The organism is Pseudomonas sp. m6p (genome assembly GCF_055760375.1).
In genome coordinates, this window is record NZ_CM147084.1 from 6,648,060 (window position 1) to 6,663,839 (window position 15,780).

Consider the following 15,780-nt stretch of genomic DNA (forward strand, 5'->3'; position numbering starts at 1 on the left):
TTTTTTGCCCCGCCACAAATCCCCTGTGGGAGCGAGCTTGCTCGCGAAGACGGCGTGTCAGCCACATCCATGTTGAATGACACCGCGCATTCGCGAGCAGGCGAGGTCTGCAGGGTTTTGTGCGGCACCAAATGGCGCGTTGCCACTAGCGCCGTCTACACTCAAACCCACCATCGGAGGTAGCGCTCGGCAACGCGCCAGCAAAGGAGTGCGCCATGTCGCCTCGTACGCAGTTCAATGGCAAGGCCCGGCAACGCGGGGCGATCGGCTTGATGGCGGCTGCGACCCTCAGTCTGGCGCTGGTGTTGATGCTGTTGGTGGTCGACACCGGTCGGCTGTACATGGAGCAGCGCAAGTTGCAGCGGGTGGTCGACAGTGCCGCGCTGGAAGCCGTCAGTCGCGGCGGCAATTGCCAGTCCGGTCTCAGCGCTGCTACTTATGCCGGGCAAAGCGCGGTGCGTAATGGCTACACCGTCGATGGCAACAACACGCTGGTGACCACTTGCGGCAGCGTACAGACCGCCGCCACCGGACTGCGCGCGTTCACTGCCGATGCGACGCAGTCGACGGCGGTGAAAGTCGCTGCCAGTCGCACGGTGACCACCAGTTTTGCCGGTGGGGTACAAGCGCTGTTCACGGGCTCGGCGGTCAGTCTGAACACCACGCTGAATGCTTCGGCTGTCGCCGCCCAGCCGACGCCGACGGTCGCGCAACTGAACATCCGCAGCAACCTTGCGAGCATCAACACTGCACAATCGAACATCCTCAATCCGCTGTTCTCCGGGCTGCTCGGCGGCAACGTCAACCTCACGGCTCTGGGCTGGGATGGCCTGCTCAATACCGACATCAACCTGCTCAGCTACCTCAACCAACTGGCAATCAACCTCAACGTCGCGGCCGGTAACTACACGCAACTGCTCAATACCCAGGCCACGGTCACCCAACTGATTCAGGCGGCCGCGACGGTGGTGCAGCTCAATGGCGCGACCGCCACGGTGATCACTGCGCTGGGTCAGTTGCAGGTTGCGGCGATCAATGCGGCGCCGGTCAAGCTCGGCGACATCCTGCAGTTACAGACCGGTACCACGGCAGCCGGGCTGGATGCCAACCTGCAACTGCTGCAATTGATTCAGGGCGTGGTGCAACTGGCCAACAGCAAAAGCGCGGTGGCTGCGACCTTGCCGATCAGCGTGCTGGGGCTAGCGAATGTCACGGTGCGGGTCAAGGTCATCGAGCCGCCGCAGTTCTCGGCCATTGGTGATCCGGCGCGGGCCAAGGCCAATCCGTTGGGGCCGGACCGGATTTATGTGCGCACGGCGCAGATTCGCACGCTGCTCTCGGTGAATCTGCCGGTGCTGACCGGGGTGACCGGGTTGACCAATGCCGTATTGGGGCTGGTCGGAACATTGACCCCGACTCTCAATGCGCTGTTGAGTCTGAATCTGGTGGCGACCCTCAACTCGGTCGGTTGTCTGCTGGGTGCCGGTTGCGAACAGCTTGATCCGCTGCTGTTGCCATCGCCGCAAATCGACATCGCCCTGGATGCCGGTGGGGCGGTCAGCTACGTCACCGATTACAGCTGCCCGGCAGGCCAGGGCACTACGGGCACGAAAAGCCTGACCGCCCACACGATCACCTCGATCGCTGACCTCAAGGTCGGCAAGATCGACCCGACCAATGCTTTTTCCTCGCTCGCCGAACCGACGGTTACACCGTTGCCACTGGTCGATCTCGGCACCGTGACCTGCCACAAGATTCTCGGCATCGGCAGTTGCGACGAGAGCACCCACGTGCAGTACGGGGCGGGCGGGATCGCGATCATGGTCAACACCAGTGTCGCGCAAAACGCTCAGGATCTGCTGTATTCCAGCAGCACGCCGTTCGCCACGCCGGCCAACCTCAAACTGCCGCCAAGCGTGATTTCGGCGGCGCCGTCGAGCAATATCGTCAACAGCCTGGCGAACACGTTGGCGGGGATCAATCTGATCGTTTACAAACCACAGGGCAGCAATCCACTGGGCGCCATCGTCACTGGCGTGGCCAGCCTGATCAGTGATGTCACGGCGATTTTGCAGCCACTGATTACCAACCTCGTCAGCCCGTTGCTCGACCCCTTGCTCAACAACCTGCTGAAAAGCCTGGGCATCAACCTGATGGACGTCGACGTCGGCGCCAACATGACCTGCGGCCAGACCGGCAAGGCTTATCTGGTGATCTAGACGCCCGGCGCTATCGGCAACTCGATGCAGAAACGTGCGCCCTCCAGCGAGTTGCGCACGCTCAAATGGCCGCCCATGTTTTCAATGATGCCGTAGCTCACCGACAGCCCCAGACCGGTGCCGACGCCCACCGGTTTGGTGGTGAAGAACGGTTCGAATATGCGCTCCAGCAAACGCGGGTCGATGCCGCCACCGTTGTCCTCAACCCACAGCCGCACCTTGCTTTCATCGCGCTCGGCGTAAATCGAAATCCAGGGTTTGAATGACGCGTCCTTCTCGCGTTTGCCGAGCAGCGCATCGCGGGCATTGACCATCAGATTGATCAGCACCTGTTCCAGTTGATCGACATAACCGCGCACCTGCACGCTAAAACCGGTTTCGCTGATCCGCAGGTCGACACCTTTGCCGCGCATGCCTTCGGCGAGCAACGACAGCGTCCCTTCGATGGCCGAGGCCGGGTTGAACAGTTGCTGCTCGACCTCCGAGCGGCGGCCGAACACGCGCATGTGATCGACCACTTTCGCCGCGCGCTGCACCTGGGCGTCGATGCGATTGAGTTTGTCGGTCAGGTAGTCGATCTGCACATCGCCGTTGCCCAGACGCTTGAGCACGTTGACGATGGCCATGCGCATCACGTTCAGCGGCTGGTTGATTTCGTGGGCCAGGCCGGTGGCCATTTCGCCGAGGGTGGCCATTTTCGCGCTTTGTGTGAGTTGCTGTTGCGAGCGGCGCACCTCGGTGTTGTCGCGGCCCACGGCCTGCACTTCGAGCAGGCGCCCGTGTTCATCGAACACCCCGCGATCGGACCACACCCACCAGGCATGCTCGCGTCCGGGCAGTTGCAGGCTGATTTCGGCGGTGCTCACCGGCAGCTCAGGAGTCAGCAGCGCCAGGCGTTGCACGAAGGCGGCGCGTTGTTCGTCGGACATCCAGCTGCCCAGATCGACCCCCGGCAATTGCTCCGGCGAGCATTCCAGATAAGTCGCCAGCGGCCGGTTGCCGAAGGTCAGGGTCAGGTCCGGACGATAACGGCAAATCATCGCCGGCGAGTCTTCCACCAGAATCCGGTAGCGCTCTTCGCTCTGTTTGACCTGTTCGGCGGCGAGGGTCGCTTCGGTGACGTCCAGCCACAGGCCGACGGCTTCGACCGGCAGGCCCAGGTCATTGCGCAGCAGCTTGGCTTCATCGAGCAGCCAGTGGTATTCGCCGCGCGCGTCGCGTAAACGAAAGCGCCCGCGCACCGAGCCTTCGCGCAGCAGTTGGCGGGTACGGGCGAAATACAGATCGCGGTCTTCAGGATGAATCAATTGCACCCAGTCAGTGCCAATGCCCTCGTCCGGCGTCCAGCCCAGCAGCGGCTGCAAACTGGCGCTGAAGAAATCGGGACGTAGCGCGCCCTCGACGTAACGCTGCACATAAATCACCGCTGGCGAACTGGCGATCAGGTTGTCCAGTCGCGCGTGCGCAGCTTCGGCTCGCTGCTGCTGGTTCCGGATGTCGCTGATGTCGAGCATGAACCCCACCAGTCGCCGCTGTTCACCACTGCCGGCGACCTGACCTTGCACGCGATACCACTGCGGTGTTTGTCCTGATTCGCTGCGGTGCAGACGAACGCTCAGGCTCAGGGCTTCGCCGTGCAGTTGCAGGGCGTGCAGACGGCTGCGCAGTTCTTCGCGGTCGGCCGGATGAATCAGCGCCAGCCAGTCTTGCAGCGAGATTCGCGCGCTGTCCGCCGGCAGCGCAGCGAGCAGCGACGGCGCCAGCAACACGTCGTCCCCGAGCATTTCCCACCAGCCGGTACCCAGCAGGGTTTGCAGCGACTCGAGGCGCTCGGTGTAGTGATGATGTTGCTGATCCCGCAGACGGCTGAGCAGCGGGCCGGCGAGCGCGCCGGTCAGTGACATCCAGTCGCGGTCGCTCAGGTGTGGCGCGACAACGTCCACGGTGTAGAAACCACAGAGCAGCCATGCCGCCACCCCGCGATCATCGCTGTAGGGCACGGCGAAACCATCGGCGTTGCCGAAGATCGCTGCAACGCGCGAGTGTTCGAACAAACCGTGATGCGCGCCGAGACGCTGCGGTGCACTGCCGTTGAGGCTGTCGAGCGGCGTGCCCAGACGCTGGCCGTCCTGCCACAGCGTGGGGGCATCGTGGGCGCGATAGTGTTGAAAAATCTGCCAGCCCTGTGCCTGTTCGTCGAGCAGGGCGATGGCCAGGCACGGGATTCGCCAGCGCTGGGCGATGGCCTGCAACTGCTCGCTGAGCACCACCGGCAGGCGCATCAGGCTGCAGGTGCGCAGGTGGTCGCTGATCTGCCCGGCAAGGGCCTGACAGGATTCGCGGTGGCGCGATTGCTGGCGCTCCAGCAGCAGGTCGCCGATGTCCATCAGTTGCAATACCCAGCCCGCCGCCGAAGGCTGCACCCAGCCGCGCAAATGCAGGGTCTGGTCACTGAGCCCGGGGAAATCCAGGTCGAGCATTTGCCCTTGCCAGTCCTGCGGCCGGCCTTCGATCGCCAGCGTACTGTGTGCGAGTAAATACGCCGCCAACGGTAGCGGCGAATCGTGGGGCGGCTGTTGCGCCAACAGATGACGCAACGGCCCGGCCATCTGCAGTACGCCGCCGTCGTGATCCAGGTGCAGGTGCAAACCCTGCGGCGGTGAGCCGAGGTGGTCGGGCAGTTCACTGGCGGGCGCCGGCGCGCGTTTGAGCAGGCGTCCGAACAGATGGTCGCCGGAGGTCAAAATTTCAGGCTCGACGCGGCGGAGAGGGTGGCGGGCAGGCTCGGCACGGCACCCACGCCCGGCAGCACCAGAAACGGAATGACCTGATTGAGCTTGCTGGTGGGGTAATCGACTCTGACCGTCAGCGTACCTTGAGTGGCGTCATACACCGCTGAGGTGTCGACGCCGACCACCAGGTTCAGCGCGGGTGGCACCCACTGCAACTGCTGGGTCAACGCGGTGTTGGCAGTGCTCACCACCACGGAGGCATAACCAGGCGTGTTGGGGTCGACTCCGACGCTGCGGCGCACCGCTTCGGATGTCGCCTCGTTGAAGGTCTGCATCAATACAAACGGCAGGCTGTAACTGACCAGCGCGTAAAACACGGCGAAAAAAATCACGAATACCAGGGCGAATTCGATCGCCACTGCGCCTGCCTGTGATTTTGCGAAGCCGGTTTTCATGACTGCGTCTACCCTGACGTTCACTGCGTAGTATCAGCATAGAATCAATCAGCAAAATCGGACGGGATTTAACCGGATGCAGAGTTTCGTTCTCCTGATCTGGCTGGCGGTTTGCGCCGCCCAGGATGCCCGACACCGGCGTATCGCCAATGCACTGACATTCGGCGCGGGAGCTCTGGCGCTGATCTATCTGCTGGTGACTGGCACGACCTGGCTCGGTGCCGAAGCGCAGCAGGGACTGTGGGCGGGCGTGATCGCTCTGGTGTTGACCCTGCCGGGTTATTTCATGGGGCGCATGGGTGCCGGCGATGTGAAACTAATGACAGCCATGGGCCTTGCGACGAACGGTTTATTCATTCTTTGTGCGTTTATCGGCGCCGGCGTCGCCAGTCTGCTCTGGCTGCTTGTTGCGCCAAGAGTCTGGCTTCATATGAGTCAACGACTTAGAGAACATCTTCGATATATGGAGCCTGGAGTGTCAAAGAAGCTGCCATTTGCACCGTTCGTGCTGCTGGGCGTACTGGCTTCGATTCATTGGATCCATTAGTCGCCAGGTGCCACTAGTTCTATGTACATAGTCGGAAAGTGCGTCTACTTTCAAATGAAGTCGTTACATTGCCAAAGTGCAGAAAAAGTCAGCTTTGGCCCGAGCAATGGAGTGGTTCGTGAACAAGCTTACGTCGGCGGTAAAAGTGCTCGTGGTCGATGATCAGCCGTTGATCGTCGAAGAGTTGTGCGAGTTTCTCGAAAGCAGCGGGTACCGCTGTGTGCCGTGTGAATCCAGTGCGCAGGCGATCGAGCGTTTCAGCGAAGACGTGGAAATCGGCCTGGTGCTGAGCGATCTGCACATGCCGAACATGGACGGCATTCAGCTGGTGCAGGAACTGCAACGAATCTGCGGCAAACACCGGGTGTTCGAAGCGATCATGCTCACCGGCCGCGCCGATAAACAGGACGTGATCAAGGCCCTGCGCGCGGGGATCGCCGATTACTATCAGAAGCCGATCGAGCTGGATGAACTGCTTGAAGGCGTGAAGCGTCAGGAAGCGGCTCTGCAGGAGCGGCACAAGAATGTGCAGTTGGGCCACCTGAACCAGAAGCTGCAGTTTCTTTCCGAATCCATCGACGATCTTTACCAGGACCTGGACAAGGTCCGGCGTAACCCGGCGGCGGTGGTCAAAGACATGCTCGGTGGCGACAGCGCCGAAGCCGAGCAGGAGATTCCGGCGATCTTCAATCAGTTGTCGCCACGGCAACTGGATGTGGCGCGGCTGGTGGGTAAAGGGCAGACCAACTATCAGATTGCCTGCGAGTTGGGCATCACTGAAAACACCGTGAAACTGTACGTTTCCCAGGTGTTGCGCCTGACCCACATGCACAACCGCACGCAGTTGGCATTGGCCCTTTCACCCAGTGCTTCGGCCGCCCGTCAGCGTGTAACCGCACACTGATTCTGTTTGCCTGCCCCTTCCCGGGCAGGCAGTCAATTCTGCCAAAAAACCTTCGCCTGTATTACCCGGCCTGTGTCTTGGGTTTGGGGAACAGATTGTCCAGGGTTTCCAGCAGCCGCACGTGGTAGATCGGCTTGCGAAACAGGTCCAGAACCTGCAGGCGCAGCATGTCGCTGACGTCCTCCATATCGGCATGTCCGGAGGTCACGATCACCGGCAGATGCTGGCGCGACGTGTGCTCGCGCAGGCGCTTGATCAGCGACATGCCGGACTCCTCCGGCATACGCAGATCGGTGATGACCAAGGCAATATCCGGATGGCGGGTGAGGTGATGCAGGGCGAGTTTCACCGACGTGGCGGTGTGGCAGACAAAGCCCTCGCCCTCCAGTAGCTCGGCCAGCTCAAGCAACGCGTCCTCTTCGTCGTCAACCAGAAGCAACTGTTGGCGGGGGAGTGAGGAAGCAGTCATGGGCAGTCCCTGAAAAGCTGAAAGTGCAATCGAGTGTAGCGCGACATTCGCCAGACGCGACTCACATCAGGGGGTTTGCACCGGAGCGGTCTGCGCGGTGCCGCCGAGGGATACCAGGACGCTGTTGAAAATCGCAAAGATTTTCGCGCCCAGTGGTGTGATGAACACCACCACAACGACCGCTACCATTGCCACCACGATGGCGTACTCGATGGCGGATGCAGCCTCTGTACTTGCCAGAAACGACCTCAGGCGCAATATCAGATATTCGAGGATCATTGACATTCTCCTTCGTAACGGCGGGTGATCGGACTTGTGAAATCCGAAGATTTGCCAGTGTCTGAGCGATGCTGCTGGTCAGCATGGGCCTGGACACTGGACGACGGGAGGGATGTTGATCAAGGCGTCGTTCTGACCTGTGCCGTGCCACCGAGCTTGGTCAGCACCACGTTGAAAATGGCCAGCACCTTGTCGCCGATGGGCGACACAAACACCACGACCACCACCGCCACCATTGCCACCACGATCGCGTATTCGATGGCCGACGCACCTTCTTCACTTCTGCACAGCAGCCTGGCCCTGGCCAGTAGATAGTCGATGATCATCCGAAACATACGTCCACTCCTTCGCGCCTCTGGCGCCGATCCAACGCTACAGCGGCATGCTTTCACCGTGCTATCAGAGCATTGTCAACAAACCCCCGGTCAACAACTGTAAGAACGGATTAATCACAAAGGATTAACCGGATTGTTAATTGAGCCAATCCCTACAGTTAATTGGCCACGACTCATACTTTAGTGAGTTATTTTCCTGTCACTAATGGCGTTTTGGCTCGTATCAGCTAGCTTGGAAATAGCGAAATCGTTGCATGTTCATAGCTGCCTGATCGCGAAAAATTCTCTCGGCAGGAAGTACAGGCTGTCGGTGCAGCAGGAAAGGGAGAGCCGTCATGAACAGTCGCGTCACCATGGGCCTTGCAGCTGTGCTGCTGCTGGGGGCAATCATCGTCGGTTACTGGGGGCTGGTGCTCAGTCGGCAACCGGCCCCGGTTGCTCAGGTGCCTGCCGCTGCGCCCGTCGTGGTGGAAAAAACCGTCGCCGCCGAAGATCAGACCCGTCAGCCCGTGGTCGTGTTGTTGCACGATGTTCCGCCGTTCACTCCGCTGACCGCTGCCGATGTGACTGTGGAAAAATTGCGCAATGCGCCGGCCGGCAGCCTTGCCAGTGTTGATCAGGCAGTGGGTCGTACCCCGTGGCGGCATTTGAGCGCCGGCACCTGGCTCAACGATGAAAGCTTCGAGGCGGGTGGCTCACTGGCGCGGATGATCCACAGCGACGAGCGCGCTCTGACGGTGGCCGTGGATGAAGTGATCGGCGCTGCCGGGCAACTGCTCCCCGGCGACTATGTCGATGTGCTGCTCTACCTGCGCCAGGATGCGAGCAATCTGCAGCAGTCGGCGCAAATCGTCGTGCCGGCCATGCGTGTGCTTGGCGTGGGTGAACAATACGGCCTGACCAACGACGGCCAGCCCGCCAATCCGGCCCTCAGCGCCGACGACAAACTCAAACAGGATCAACGCCGGATCGCTGCGCGCACCGTGGTTCTGGCCGTACCTGAACAATTGCTCAGCCGGATGATGCTCGCCACCCAGGTCGGCACCTTGCGTCTGGCCGTGCGCAGCAGCGAAGAGCAGCGGCTGGCGAAATACTGGGCCGGTGAACAGCAGGCGCCGGCGCACCTGGATAACGCCAACAGCCAACTCTTCCAGTTCACGCAACTGGCCTTGGGCGCGGCGCCGAAAGCGCCGTCCTCAGGTGGTCATGAACGCAAGCCGATGGAAGTGATCCGCGGCAATCAGCTTTCCCAACAAGCCCCATGACTGAGCAAGGATCCACGTGCATGCAGAGTCGATTCAGGCCGTTATTAAAACCGGTAGTCCCGGCCTTGATACTGATGGGACTGACGATGAACGCGGCCATCGCGGCCACCGGCAATTGCTCGGCGCTCGGTCGCCTGCCAGCGGTGATCGAGATCGGCGAAGGGTTCCAGCAGGACATCCAGTCGCCCGTGGCAATCACCCGGGTGGCCATCGGTGATCCGAAGATCGCCGATGTGCATGACACCGGCAGCGCTTCTTTTTTGCTCACTGGCGTGGCCCCCGGCGCGACCAGCCTGATGGTCTGGACCTCGTGCTCCAGTGAGCCGCGTCAGAGCATGGTGTTCGTGCAAGGCAGCGCCACAGCGGCGTTGACCAGCACCAGCAGACTGCCTTCCGATGACCCGACGCTGCCTTCGCAAGTGCAGACCGACATTCGCTTCGTCGAAGTCAGCCGCACCAAACTCAAGGAAGCCACGGCCTCTTTGATCGGCGTGCGCGGCAATTTTCTGTTTGGCTCGCCCGGCACGCTGCCCGATGTCGGTGGTGTGCCGACACCGAAGTTGCCGGTGAATAACGGCCAGTTCAATTTTTCCTGGATCGGCGGCAAGACCATGGCGATCATCAACGCGCTGGAAGGCAGCGGCTTTGCCTACACCCTCGCGCGGCCGAGTCTGGTCGCGCTGAGCGGGCAGAGCGCAAGCTTTCTGGCCGGTGGCGAAATCCCGATTCCGGTGCCCAGTTCCGGCAGCGATACGGTGACCATCGAGTACAAGGAGTTTGGCATCCGCCTGACCCTGACGCCGACCGTGATCGACCGCAATCGCGTGGCGCTGAAGGTCGCGCCGGAAGTCAGCGAACTGGATTACGCCAACGCCATCAATATCGCCGGCACCCCGGTGCCCGCCCTGACCGTACGCCGTACCGATACCAGCGTATCGCTGGCCGACGGCGAAAGTTTCGTCATCAGTGGCTTGATCAGCACCAGCAACACCTCGCAAGTGAACAAGTTTCCGGGGCTGGGTGATATCCCGGTGCTCGGCGCGTTTTTCCGTGATTCGCAGATCAAGCGCGAGGAGCGCGAACTGCTGATGATCGTCACCCCGCACCTGGTGCAGCCATTGGCGGCCGATGCGCAGCTGCCGTCGCTGCCGGGCGAAAAATTGCGCAACTACGACCCGAATTTCTACCGCATGTTCTTCCTCGAAAACGGCAACTTCGACAAGCGCAGTGGGTTGTCCCAATGAACCAGAACCTGAGCCAGACCTTTCTTGCGATCACCCGTAACAGCACCGATCTGGAGTGGCTGCAAGGCGCTCTCGCGCCGCTGGGCCAGGTGGTCAGCGCCGGGGCCGGGAGCCTGGACGAGTTGCTGGCGCTGGTCGATGTCACCTTCGCCAGCCTGGTGTTCGTCGGCCTCGACCGTGACCACGTGGTGGCGCAGAGTGCGTTGATCGAAGGTGCGCTGGAAGCCAAACCCATGCTCGCCATCGTTGCTCTGGGTGATGGCATGGACAACCAACTGGTGCTCAATGCGATGCGTGCCGGCGCCCGGGATTTCGTCGCGTACGGTTCGCGGGCCAGTGAGGTCGCCGGGCTGGTGCGGCGCCTGAACAAACGTTTGCCACCGGTGACCACCAACACCCAACTGGGTGGCCTCACCGTGTTGTACGGCACCCAGAGCAATTCCGACGGTGCGCTGCTGGCCAATCACATGGCGCTGGTGGTGCAAAAGAGCGGTCAGCAAACCTTGCTGCTGGATCTGGGCCTGCCCCGGGGCGACAGTCTGGCGCTGCTCGGGCTCGAGAGTTCGTTTCACTTCGGCGATGCCCTGCGCCACTTGCGCAGGCTCGATGCGACGTTGATCGACAGTGCCTTCACCAGCACGGAAGCCGGCCTGCGGATTCTGGCGTACGCCAGCAGCGACGAGCCGCTGGACAGTACCAGTGCCGCCGAGCTGTACATGTTGCTCAGCGCCTTGCGTCAACACTTCCAGCACATCGTCGTGAACCTCACCGGGCAGTCCGACAGTGAAGCCTTGCGCACGTTTGTCAGCCATTGCGACAAGCTGATCTGGTACACCGATCAGAACGTGCTCAACTGCCGTCGCAACCTTGCCGTGCTCAACCAGTGGCGCGAGAAAGGCATGAAACTCGACCACGCACGCTTGCTGGTGGACGGTTACTTGAGCAGCGTCGCCCCGGACGCCGAAACCCTTGGCAAGACCTTCAACCTGGAAGTGATCGCGGTGTTGGCAGCCAACGCTGAAGTGCGTTTGAACGCCAAGAACCAGGGCGTCAGCCTGTTCGAACTGGCCCCGCGGGAAAAACTCACACAAAGCCTGCGCACCCTCGGCGAACGCCTGGCCAAGCGCTCCGAGGGCCTGGCCAAACCGAAGGTCACCTGGTTCGACCGCTTGCGAGGCACCTCATGAGCGCGGAAAAACTGTTCGGCGCGGTACAGCACGGCGCGACCGGCAACACCGATCACGAAGGCCTGAAGCTGGTCCTGCATCGCTACATCATTGACGCCATCGAAGAGTCGGGGAAAAACCTGCTGGAAGGTTCGCGCCAGTTGCTGGCGCAATTTGTCACCGACAAGGTCGCCGAATACATCGCCCGTCTGCACCTGGCGATTTCCCGCTACGAGATGGAGCGCCTGGCCGAAGAAATCGTCGACGAACTCACCGGTTTCGGCCCGCTGGAGGTGCTGCTGCGCGATCCGTCGGTGACCGAGATTCTGGTCAACGGCCCGCACCGGGTGTTCATCGAGCGCGACGGCGTGCTGCATCAAAGTGACCTGCGCTTTATCGATGCGCATCACGTCGAGCGGGTCATGCAACGGATTCTCGCGCCGCTCGGGCGACGCCTCGACGAGTCCTCGCCGATGGTCGATGCACGCCTGCCGGATGGCAGTCGGGTCAACGCGATCATCCCGCCGATCGCTCTCGATGGCCCGTGCCTGTCGATTCGCAAGTTTCGCAAGGACATGCTCAAAAGCAGTGACCTGATGGCGATGCAGACCATCGATCTGGCGATTTTCGAGTTTCTTCAAGAGGCGGTGGGCAAGCGCTGCAACGTGCTCATCAGCGGCGGTACCGGCACCGGCAAGACCACGCTGCTGAACATCCTCAGCCAATTGATCAACCCCCACGAACGGCTGGTGACCATCGAAGACGTCGCCGAATTGCAGCTTGGCCACCCGCACGTCGTGCGCCTGGAAACCCGCCCGCCAAATGCCGAGGGTCACGGCGAAGTCAAGGCCAGCGACCTGATCCGCAACGCCCTGCGCATGCGTCCCGACCGGATCATCCTCGGCGAGATTCGTGGGGTCGAAGTGGTCGATGTACTGACCGCGATGAACACCGGCCACGACGGCTCGATGAGCACCGTGCACGCCAACAATGCGCAGGATGCGCTGCTGCGCCTGGAGACGCTGGTGGGGCTGACCGGACGCTCGATCGCCGAGCGCACACTGCGTCAGATGATCTGCGCCGCCCTCGACGTGATCATCCAGCTGACCCGCATGCCGGACGGCCGCCGCTGTGTCAGCGAGGTGGTGGAAGTGGTCGGCATCCGCGAAGACGTCTACGTCACCAACACCTTGTTTCGCCTTGATCGGCGTACCGGTTTCGGCTTCCTGCGCGAAGCGGTCAATCCGGCGGGCGACAAGTTGCGCCACGAGATGAACCTGAGCTGAGAGCATTGGACGCACATCATGATCGGACCGGCCATTCTCATCCTGCTTTGTCTGATTCTGCTCGGGCTGTCGATCTGGCTGTTCGTGCACGGCATCCACAAGAGCGGCAACGAACGGGTGCTCAATCGCCTTGCGGCAGGGCAGCCACAACTCGTTGCCCAGAAACCGGCGTGGGTCGGGTTCGAACGCATGTTCCTGCGAGCGGGGCTGGGCCGTCCCAACGAACGATTCGGCCTGTGGCTGACCTTGTGGGGCGTGGCCATTGCCCTCGGGTATCTGCTGGCGAGCTGGATCGGTCTGCTGACGATGCTGTTGGCACCGCCGCTGATTCTGCGTCTGTACATGTCCTGGCGGTACCACCGGCGGATCAAACGCATGATCGAGCAGTTACCGCAGTTGCTCGACTACACCGTGCGCAGTCTCAAGTCCGGCCGCACCCTGAGTGACGCGGTCATGGGCGGCATCGAGTCGAGTGACGATCCGCTGAAAGAAGCCATGGGCCGGGTGCAGCGCAACGTGCAACTGGGCGTCAATCTGCCGGATGCGGTCAGTGACTTTGCCGAGCTTTATGAACAGGACGAATTGCGCATGTTCGCCCTCGGCCTGAAGGTCAATCATCGCTATGGCGGCAATGCCAGCGAGTTGCTGGAGAACCTGATCAAGTTGATCCGCGAGCGTGACCAGGGTGCCCGGCAACTGCGCGCGCTCACCGGCGAAACGCGTATGACGGCCTGGGTGCTGGGTTCGCTGCCGGTGATCCTGGTGGGCTACTTCATGCTGACCAATCCCGGTTACATGCTTGGCATGTGGCACGACGGCGGTGGGCGGACCATGTTGATCATCGCCGTGGTGTTGCAAGTGACCGGCTGCCTGGCGCTGTGGCGCATGTTGCGGAGTGTTTGACATGGTCTATCTCGCCGCTCTGATGCTGCTGCTCGGCGCGCTGTTGCTGGTGGTCAATCACCTGCTGACGGAGCGGCGTCGGGTGCGCCAGGTCAACCAGCGGTTGCAGGGGCATCTGGTGCGCGAGAACCGTTTCGGCAACTGGCTGCGAGCGCTGGGCAACAGCAAGTTCGGCCAGCGTTCGGTGAGCATCGACAGTGAAACCCAGACCCTGCTCAGCCGGCTCGGCTGGCGCCGCGCCAGTGAGCGTTCGCTGTACGCCGCGTGCCAGATCGGCACACCGCTGTTGGCGCTGGGGCTGGCGCTGTTTCTGCAGGAAGTGTTTTTTCCGCACGCGGCCAACGGCTGGCTGGTGCCCATGCTGGCCACCGGTGCCGGCTATTTGCTGCCCAAGCGAGTGCTGGCGTACGCCGCCGGGCGTCGACAGAAAGCCATCGCCGTGGAAATCTCCACGTTCATCCCGTTGCTGCGCATCCTGTTCGAGTCGGGCATGGCGGTCGAACAAGCCCTGCGCGTGCTCAGCAGCGAAGGACAGAAACTGCTGCCGGAACTGACCCGCGAACTGCGCCTGATTCTGGCCAGGGTCGATTCGGGACTGGAGTTGGGGCAGGAACTGAACAAGGCCTCGGTGATGCTCGCCGTCGATGAATTCACCGACACCTGCGTGATCTTGCAACAGCTGATTCAGCAGGGCGGCGGGGCGATGAAATCGTTGCTGGCGCTCAAACAATTGCTCGACGACCGGCGCCTGACCCGACTGCAGGAATACATCTCGAAAATGTCGGCGAAGATGTCGGTGGTGATGATGCTGTTTCTGTTTCCTGCCTTGCTGATCGTACTGGCCGGCCCGGGGTTCACCGCGATTACCCGGGCGTTTGCAAACTGACGTGGGCTCATGGAGAGCGTTTGATGAAAGCACTGATTGTCGTGGCAAGTCTGTTGATGCTCGGTGGCTGTGCCACTGACGGCCAGGCACCGTGGTCGGCAATGCTGGCGCCGAGCAGTTGCAGCAAGCTCGACTCCGAACAGGAACTGGCCCTGAACCTGGCGGATGATCTGGCCAACGACGGCAAGCTGCACGCCAGCCTGGCCAACCTGCAAAGCCTGCCCGACAACCTGGTCGAGGTGCGCTTGCGCAAGGCCAGGGTTTACCGCTTGCTCGGGCGCAACGAGGCCGAGCCGCTGTATCGCGGCCTGCTCGGCACGTGCCTGACGGCGGACGCCGAACATGGCCTGGGGCAAATCTATGCCGCCCGTGGCGATAACGGTCAGGCCCAGGCGCACCTGCAGCGCGCGGTGCGTCTGGCGCCAACCAATGACAAGATCCGCAACGACCTCGGCGTGGTCTACCTCAACCAGTTGCGTCTTGAGGACGCGCGCTTCGAATTCCTTACCGCTATTGAACTCAAGCAGAACGATCAACTGGCTCCGCTGAATCTGGTGACCTTGCTGCTCTACCAGAACAACTGGCAGCAAGCCGCCGAAGTCGTCAGCCGCGCGCACCTGACGCCGGAGCAATTCTCCGAAGCCCAGGCCCGTGCGGAAAAACTCAAGGTGCCGGCCAAGGCCCCGACCGCGGCCGGTAATCAAGTGGCGGTGGTGGCTGACCCACAACCGTCGACGCTCAAGTGACATTCCGGGAGATCACCATGAACACCGTGCACCGCCTAAGCTGCCTGATACTGCTGAGCCTGCCGCTAGCAGCCCAGGCCATCGACGCCGGCCCGGCCTCGGCGCAGCAACAGGAAACCGAAGGCTGGCTGGTGCTGCAAAGCCGTAACCAGGCGGCCTCGACGAAACCGCAAACCGCTACGGCGGCCGAGCGGGAACAGGCGATGCAGCGCTGGCTGAAGAAGTACAAGTACGAGATCCCGGACTTCTACGACCCGGACGCGGGCGGCAAGATCGAGACCAAGAACTAGGTTGCTGGCGAGGCTCAATCCATTGCGCCATCGCCGCTAAAGCGGCGTTGACGC

Annotated in this window: 16 protein-coding genes; 11 read left to right on the forward strand and 5 right to left on the reverse strand. The window is 61.7% G+C overall.

Annotated features, from left to right (window positions below):
- Positions 1-215 precede the first annotated feature (215 nt).
- A complete protein-coding gene (locus ACYZUM_RS30275; RefSeq protein ID WP_108181581.1) occupies positions 216-2,219 on the forward strand; it encodes a pilus assembly protein TadG-related protein in 2,004 nt (667 codons plus the stop codon).
- Here ACYZUM_RS30275 and ACYZUM_RS30280 read toward each other — a convergent pair.
- The gene (locus tag ACYZUM_RS30280; RefSeq protein ID WP_108181582.1) at positions 2,216-4,963 is read right to left on the reverse strand and encodes a PAS domain-containing sensor histidine kinase; all 2,748 of its coding nucleotides are present in this window, start codon (positions 4,961-4,963) and stop codon (positions 2,216-2,218) included. The genes ACYZUM_RS30275 and ACYZUM_RS30280 overlap by 4 nt on opposite strands.
- A complete protein-coding gene (locus ACYZUM_RS30285; RefSeq protein WP_041068044.1) occupies positions 4,960-5,406 on the reverse strand; it encodes a TadE/TadG family type IV pilus assembly protein in 447 nt (148 codons plus the stop codon). Before ACYZUM_RS30285 ends, ACYZUM_RS30280 begins: the two co-directional genes overlap by 4 nt.
- Before the next feature lie 76 nt (positions 5,407-5,482).
- On the opposite strand from ACYZUM_RS30285, the gene ACYZUM_RS30290 reads away from it, so the two are divergent.
- Positions 5,483-5,953, forward strand: a complete 471-nt coding sequence (locus tag ACYZUM_RS30290) for an A24 family peptidase (RefSeq protein ID WP_108181583.1) — start codon at positions 5,483-5,485, stop codon at positions 5,951-5,953.
- Positions 5,954-6,071: 118 nt separating this feature from the next.
- Entirely contained in the window at positions 6,072-6,857 is a 786-nt protein-coding gene (locus ACYZUM_RS30295; RefSeq protein WP_108181584.1) for a response regulator transcription factor, read from the forward strand.
- A gap of 61 nt (positions 6,858-6,918) precedes the next feature.
- On the opposite strand, the gene ACYZUM_RS30300 is transcribed toward ACYZUM_RS30295, so the two are convergent.
- The 3 genes from ACYZUM_RS30300 to ACYZUM_RS30310 all read right to left on the reverse strand — a co-directional run bounded on the left by ACYZUM_RS30300 (position 6,919) and on the right by ACYZUM_RS30310 (position 7,940).
- Positions 6,919-7,326, reverse strand: coding sequence for a response regulator (locus ACYZUM_RS30300; protein WP_025111740.1), 408 nt, complete (start codon positions 7,324-7,326; stop codon positions 6,919-6,921).
- 66 nt (positions 7,327-7,392) lie between these two features.
- On the reverse strand, positions 7,393-7,605 hold the full coding sequence (locus tag ACYZUM_RS30305; protein ID WP_041068032.1) for a Flp family type IVb pilin: 213 nt from the start codon (positions 7,603-7,605) through the stop codon (positions 7,393-7,395).
- A 119-nt stretch (positions 7,606-7,724) separates the two neighbouring features.
- Positions 7,725-7,940: a Flp family type IVb pilin gene (locus ACYZUM_RS30310; protein ID WP_371260371.1), complete on the reverse strand. Its 216-nt coding sequence runs from the start codon at positions 7,938-7,940 to the stop codon at positions 7,725-7,727.
- Positions 7,941-8,275: 335 nt separating this feature from the next.
- On the opposite strand from ACYZUM_RS30310, the gene cpaB reads away from it, so the two are divergent.
- The 8 genes from cpaB to ACYZUM_RS30350 are packed head-to-tail and all read left to right on the forward strand — an operon-like array spanning position 8,276 to position 15,726.
- The gene (cpaB, locus tag ACYZUM_RS30315; protein WP_108181586.1) at positions 8,276-9,205 is read left to right on the forward strand and encodes a Flp pilus assembly protein CpaB; all 930 of its coding nucleotides are present in this window, start codon (positions 8,276-8,278) and stop codon (positions 9,203-9,205) included.
- 20 nt (positions 9,206-9,225) lie between these two features.
- On the forward strand, positions 9,226-10,449 hold the full coding sequence (locus ACYZUM_RS30320) for a type II and III secretion system protein family protein (protein ID WP_086794445.1): 1,224 nt from the start codon (positions 9,226-9,228) through the stop codon (positions 10,447-10,449).
- Positions 10,446-11,636, forward strand: a complete 1,191-nt coding sequence (locus ACYZUM_RS30325) for a CpaE/TadZ family protein (protein WP_041068023.1) — start codon at positions 10,446-10,448, stop codon at positions 11,634-11,636. The genes ACYZUM_RS30320 and ACYZUM_RS30325 overlap by 4 nt, the downstream gene beginning before the upstream one ends.
- Entirely contained in the window at positions 11,633-12,901 is a 1,269-nt protein-coding gene (locus tag ACYZUM_RS30330) for a CpaF family protein (protein ID WP_041068020.1), read from the forward strand. Before ACYZUM_RS30325 ends, ACYZUM_RS30330 begins: the two co-directional genes overlap by 4 nt.
- A gap of 18 nt (positions 12,902-12,919) precedes the next feature.
- Positions 12,920-13,804 carry a type II secretion system F family protein gene (locus tag ACYZUM_RS30335; RefSeq protein ID WP_108181587.1) on the forward strand — a complete coding sequence of 295 codons (885 nt, stop codon included), beginning with the start codon at positions 12,920-12,922 and terminating at the stop codon, positions 13,802-13,804.
- 1 nt (position 13,805) lies between these two features.
- Positions 13,806-14,690, forward strand: coding sequence for a type II secretion system F family protein (locus ACYZUM_RS30340; RefSeq protein WP_041068014.1), 885 nt, complete (start codon positions 13,806-13,808; stop codon positions 14,688-14,690).
- Between the two features lie 23 nt (positions 14,691-14,713).
- The gene (locus tag ACYZUM_RS30345) at positions 14,714-15,436 is read left to right on the forward strand and encodes a tetratricopeptide repeat protein (protein WP_041068011.1); all 723 of its coding nucleotides are present in this window, start codon (positions 14,714-14,716) and stop codon (positions 15,434-15,436) included.
- Positions 15,437-15,453: 17 nt separating this feature from the next.
- Positions 15,454-15,726, forward strand: coding sequence for a DUF3613 domain-containing protein (locus tag ACYZUM_RS30350; protein ID WP_041068008.1), 273 nt, complete (start codon positions 15,454-15,456; stop codon positions 15,724-15,726).
- Positions 15,727-15,780 lie beyond the last annotated feature (54 nt).

Excerpts from the sequence above, each read along its gene's own strand:
- ACYZUM_RS30285 (WP_041068044.1), bottom strand. The coding sequence starts at position 5,406 with ATGAAAACCGGCTTCGCAAAATCACAGGCAGGCGCAGTGGCGATCGAA.
- ACYZUM_RS30320 (WP_086794445.1), top strand. The coding sequence starts at position 9,226 with ATGCAGAGTCGATTCAGGCCGTTATTAAAACCGGTAGTCCCGGCCTTG.
- ACYZUM_RS30300 (WP_025111740.1), bottom strand. The coding sequence starts at position 7,326 with ATGACTGCTTCCTCACTCCCCCGCCAACAGTTGCTTCTGGTTGACGAC.
- ACYZUM_RS30310 (WP_371260371.1), bottom strand. The coding sequence starts at position 7,940 with ATGTTTCGGATGATCATCGACTATCTACTGGCCAGGGCCAGGCTGCTG.
- ACYZUM_RS30335 (WP_108181587.1), top strand. The coding sequence starts at position 12,920 with ATGATCGGACCGGCCATTCTCATCCTGCTTTGTCTGATTCTGCTCGGG.
- cpaB (WP_108181586.1), top strand. The coding sequence starts at position 8,276 with ATGAACAGTCGCGTCACCATGGGCCTTGCAGCTGTGCTGCTGCTGGGG.
- ACYZUM_RS30330 (WP_041068020.1), top strand. The coding sequence starts at position 11,633 with ATGAGCGCGGAAAAACTGTTCGGCGCGGTACAGCACGGCGCGACCGGC.
- ACYZUM_RS30290 (WP_108181583.1), top strand. The coding sequence starts at position 5,483 with ATGCAGAGTTTCGTTCTCCTGATCTGGCTGGCGGTTTGCGCCGCCCAG.
- ACYZUM_RS30350 (WP_041068008.1), top strand. The coding sequence starts at position 15,454 with ATGAACACCGTGCACCGCCTAAGCTGCCTGATACTGCTGAGCCTGCCG.
- ACYZUM_RS30340 (WP_041068014.1), top strand. The coding sequence starts at position 13,806 with ATGGTCTATCTCGCCGCTCTGATGCTGCTGCTCGGCGCGCTGTTGCTG.
- ACYZUM_RS30305 (WP_041068032.1), bottom strand. The coding sequence starts at position 7,605 with ATGATCCTCGAATATCTGATATTGCGCCTGAGGTCGTTTCTGGCAAGT.
- ACYZUM_RS30275 (WP_108181581.1), top strand. The coding sequence starts at position 216 with ATGTCGCCTCGTACGCAGTTCAATGGCAAGGCCCGGCAACGCGGGGCG.
- ACYZUM_RS30345 (WP_041068011.1), top strand. The coding sequence starts at position 14,714 with ATGAAAGCACTGATTGTCGTGGCAAGTCTGTTGATGCTCGGTGGCTGT.
- ACYZUM_RS30325 (WP_041068023.1), top strand. The coding sequence starts at position 10,446 with ATGAACCAGAACCTGAGCCAGACCTTTCTTGCGATCACCCGTAACAGC.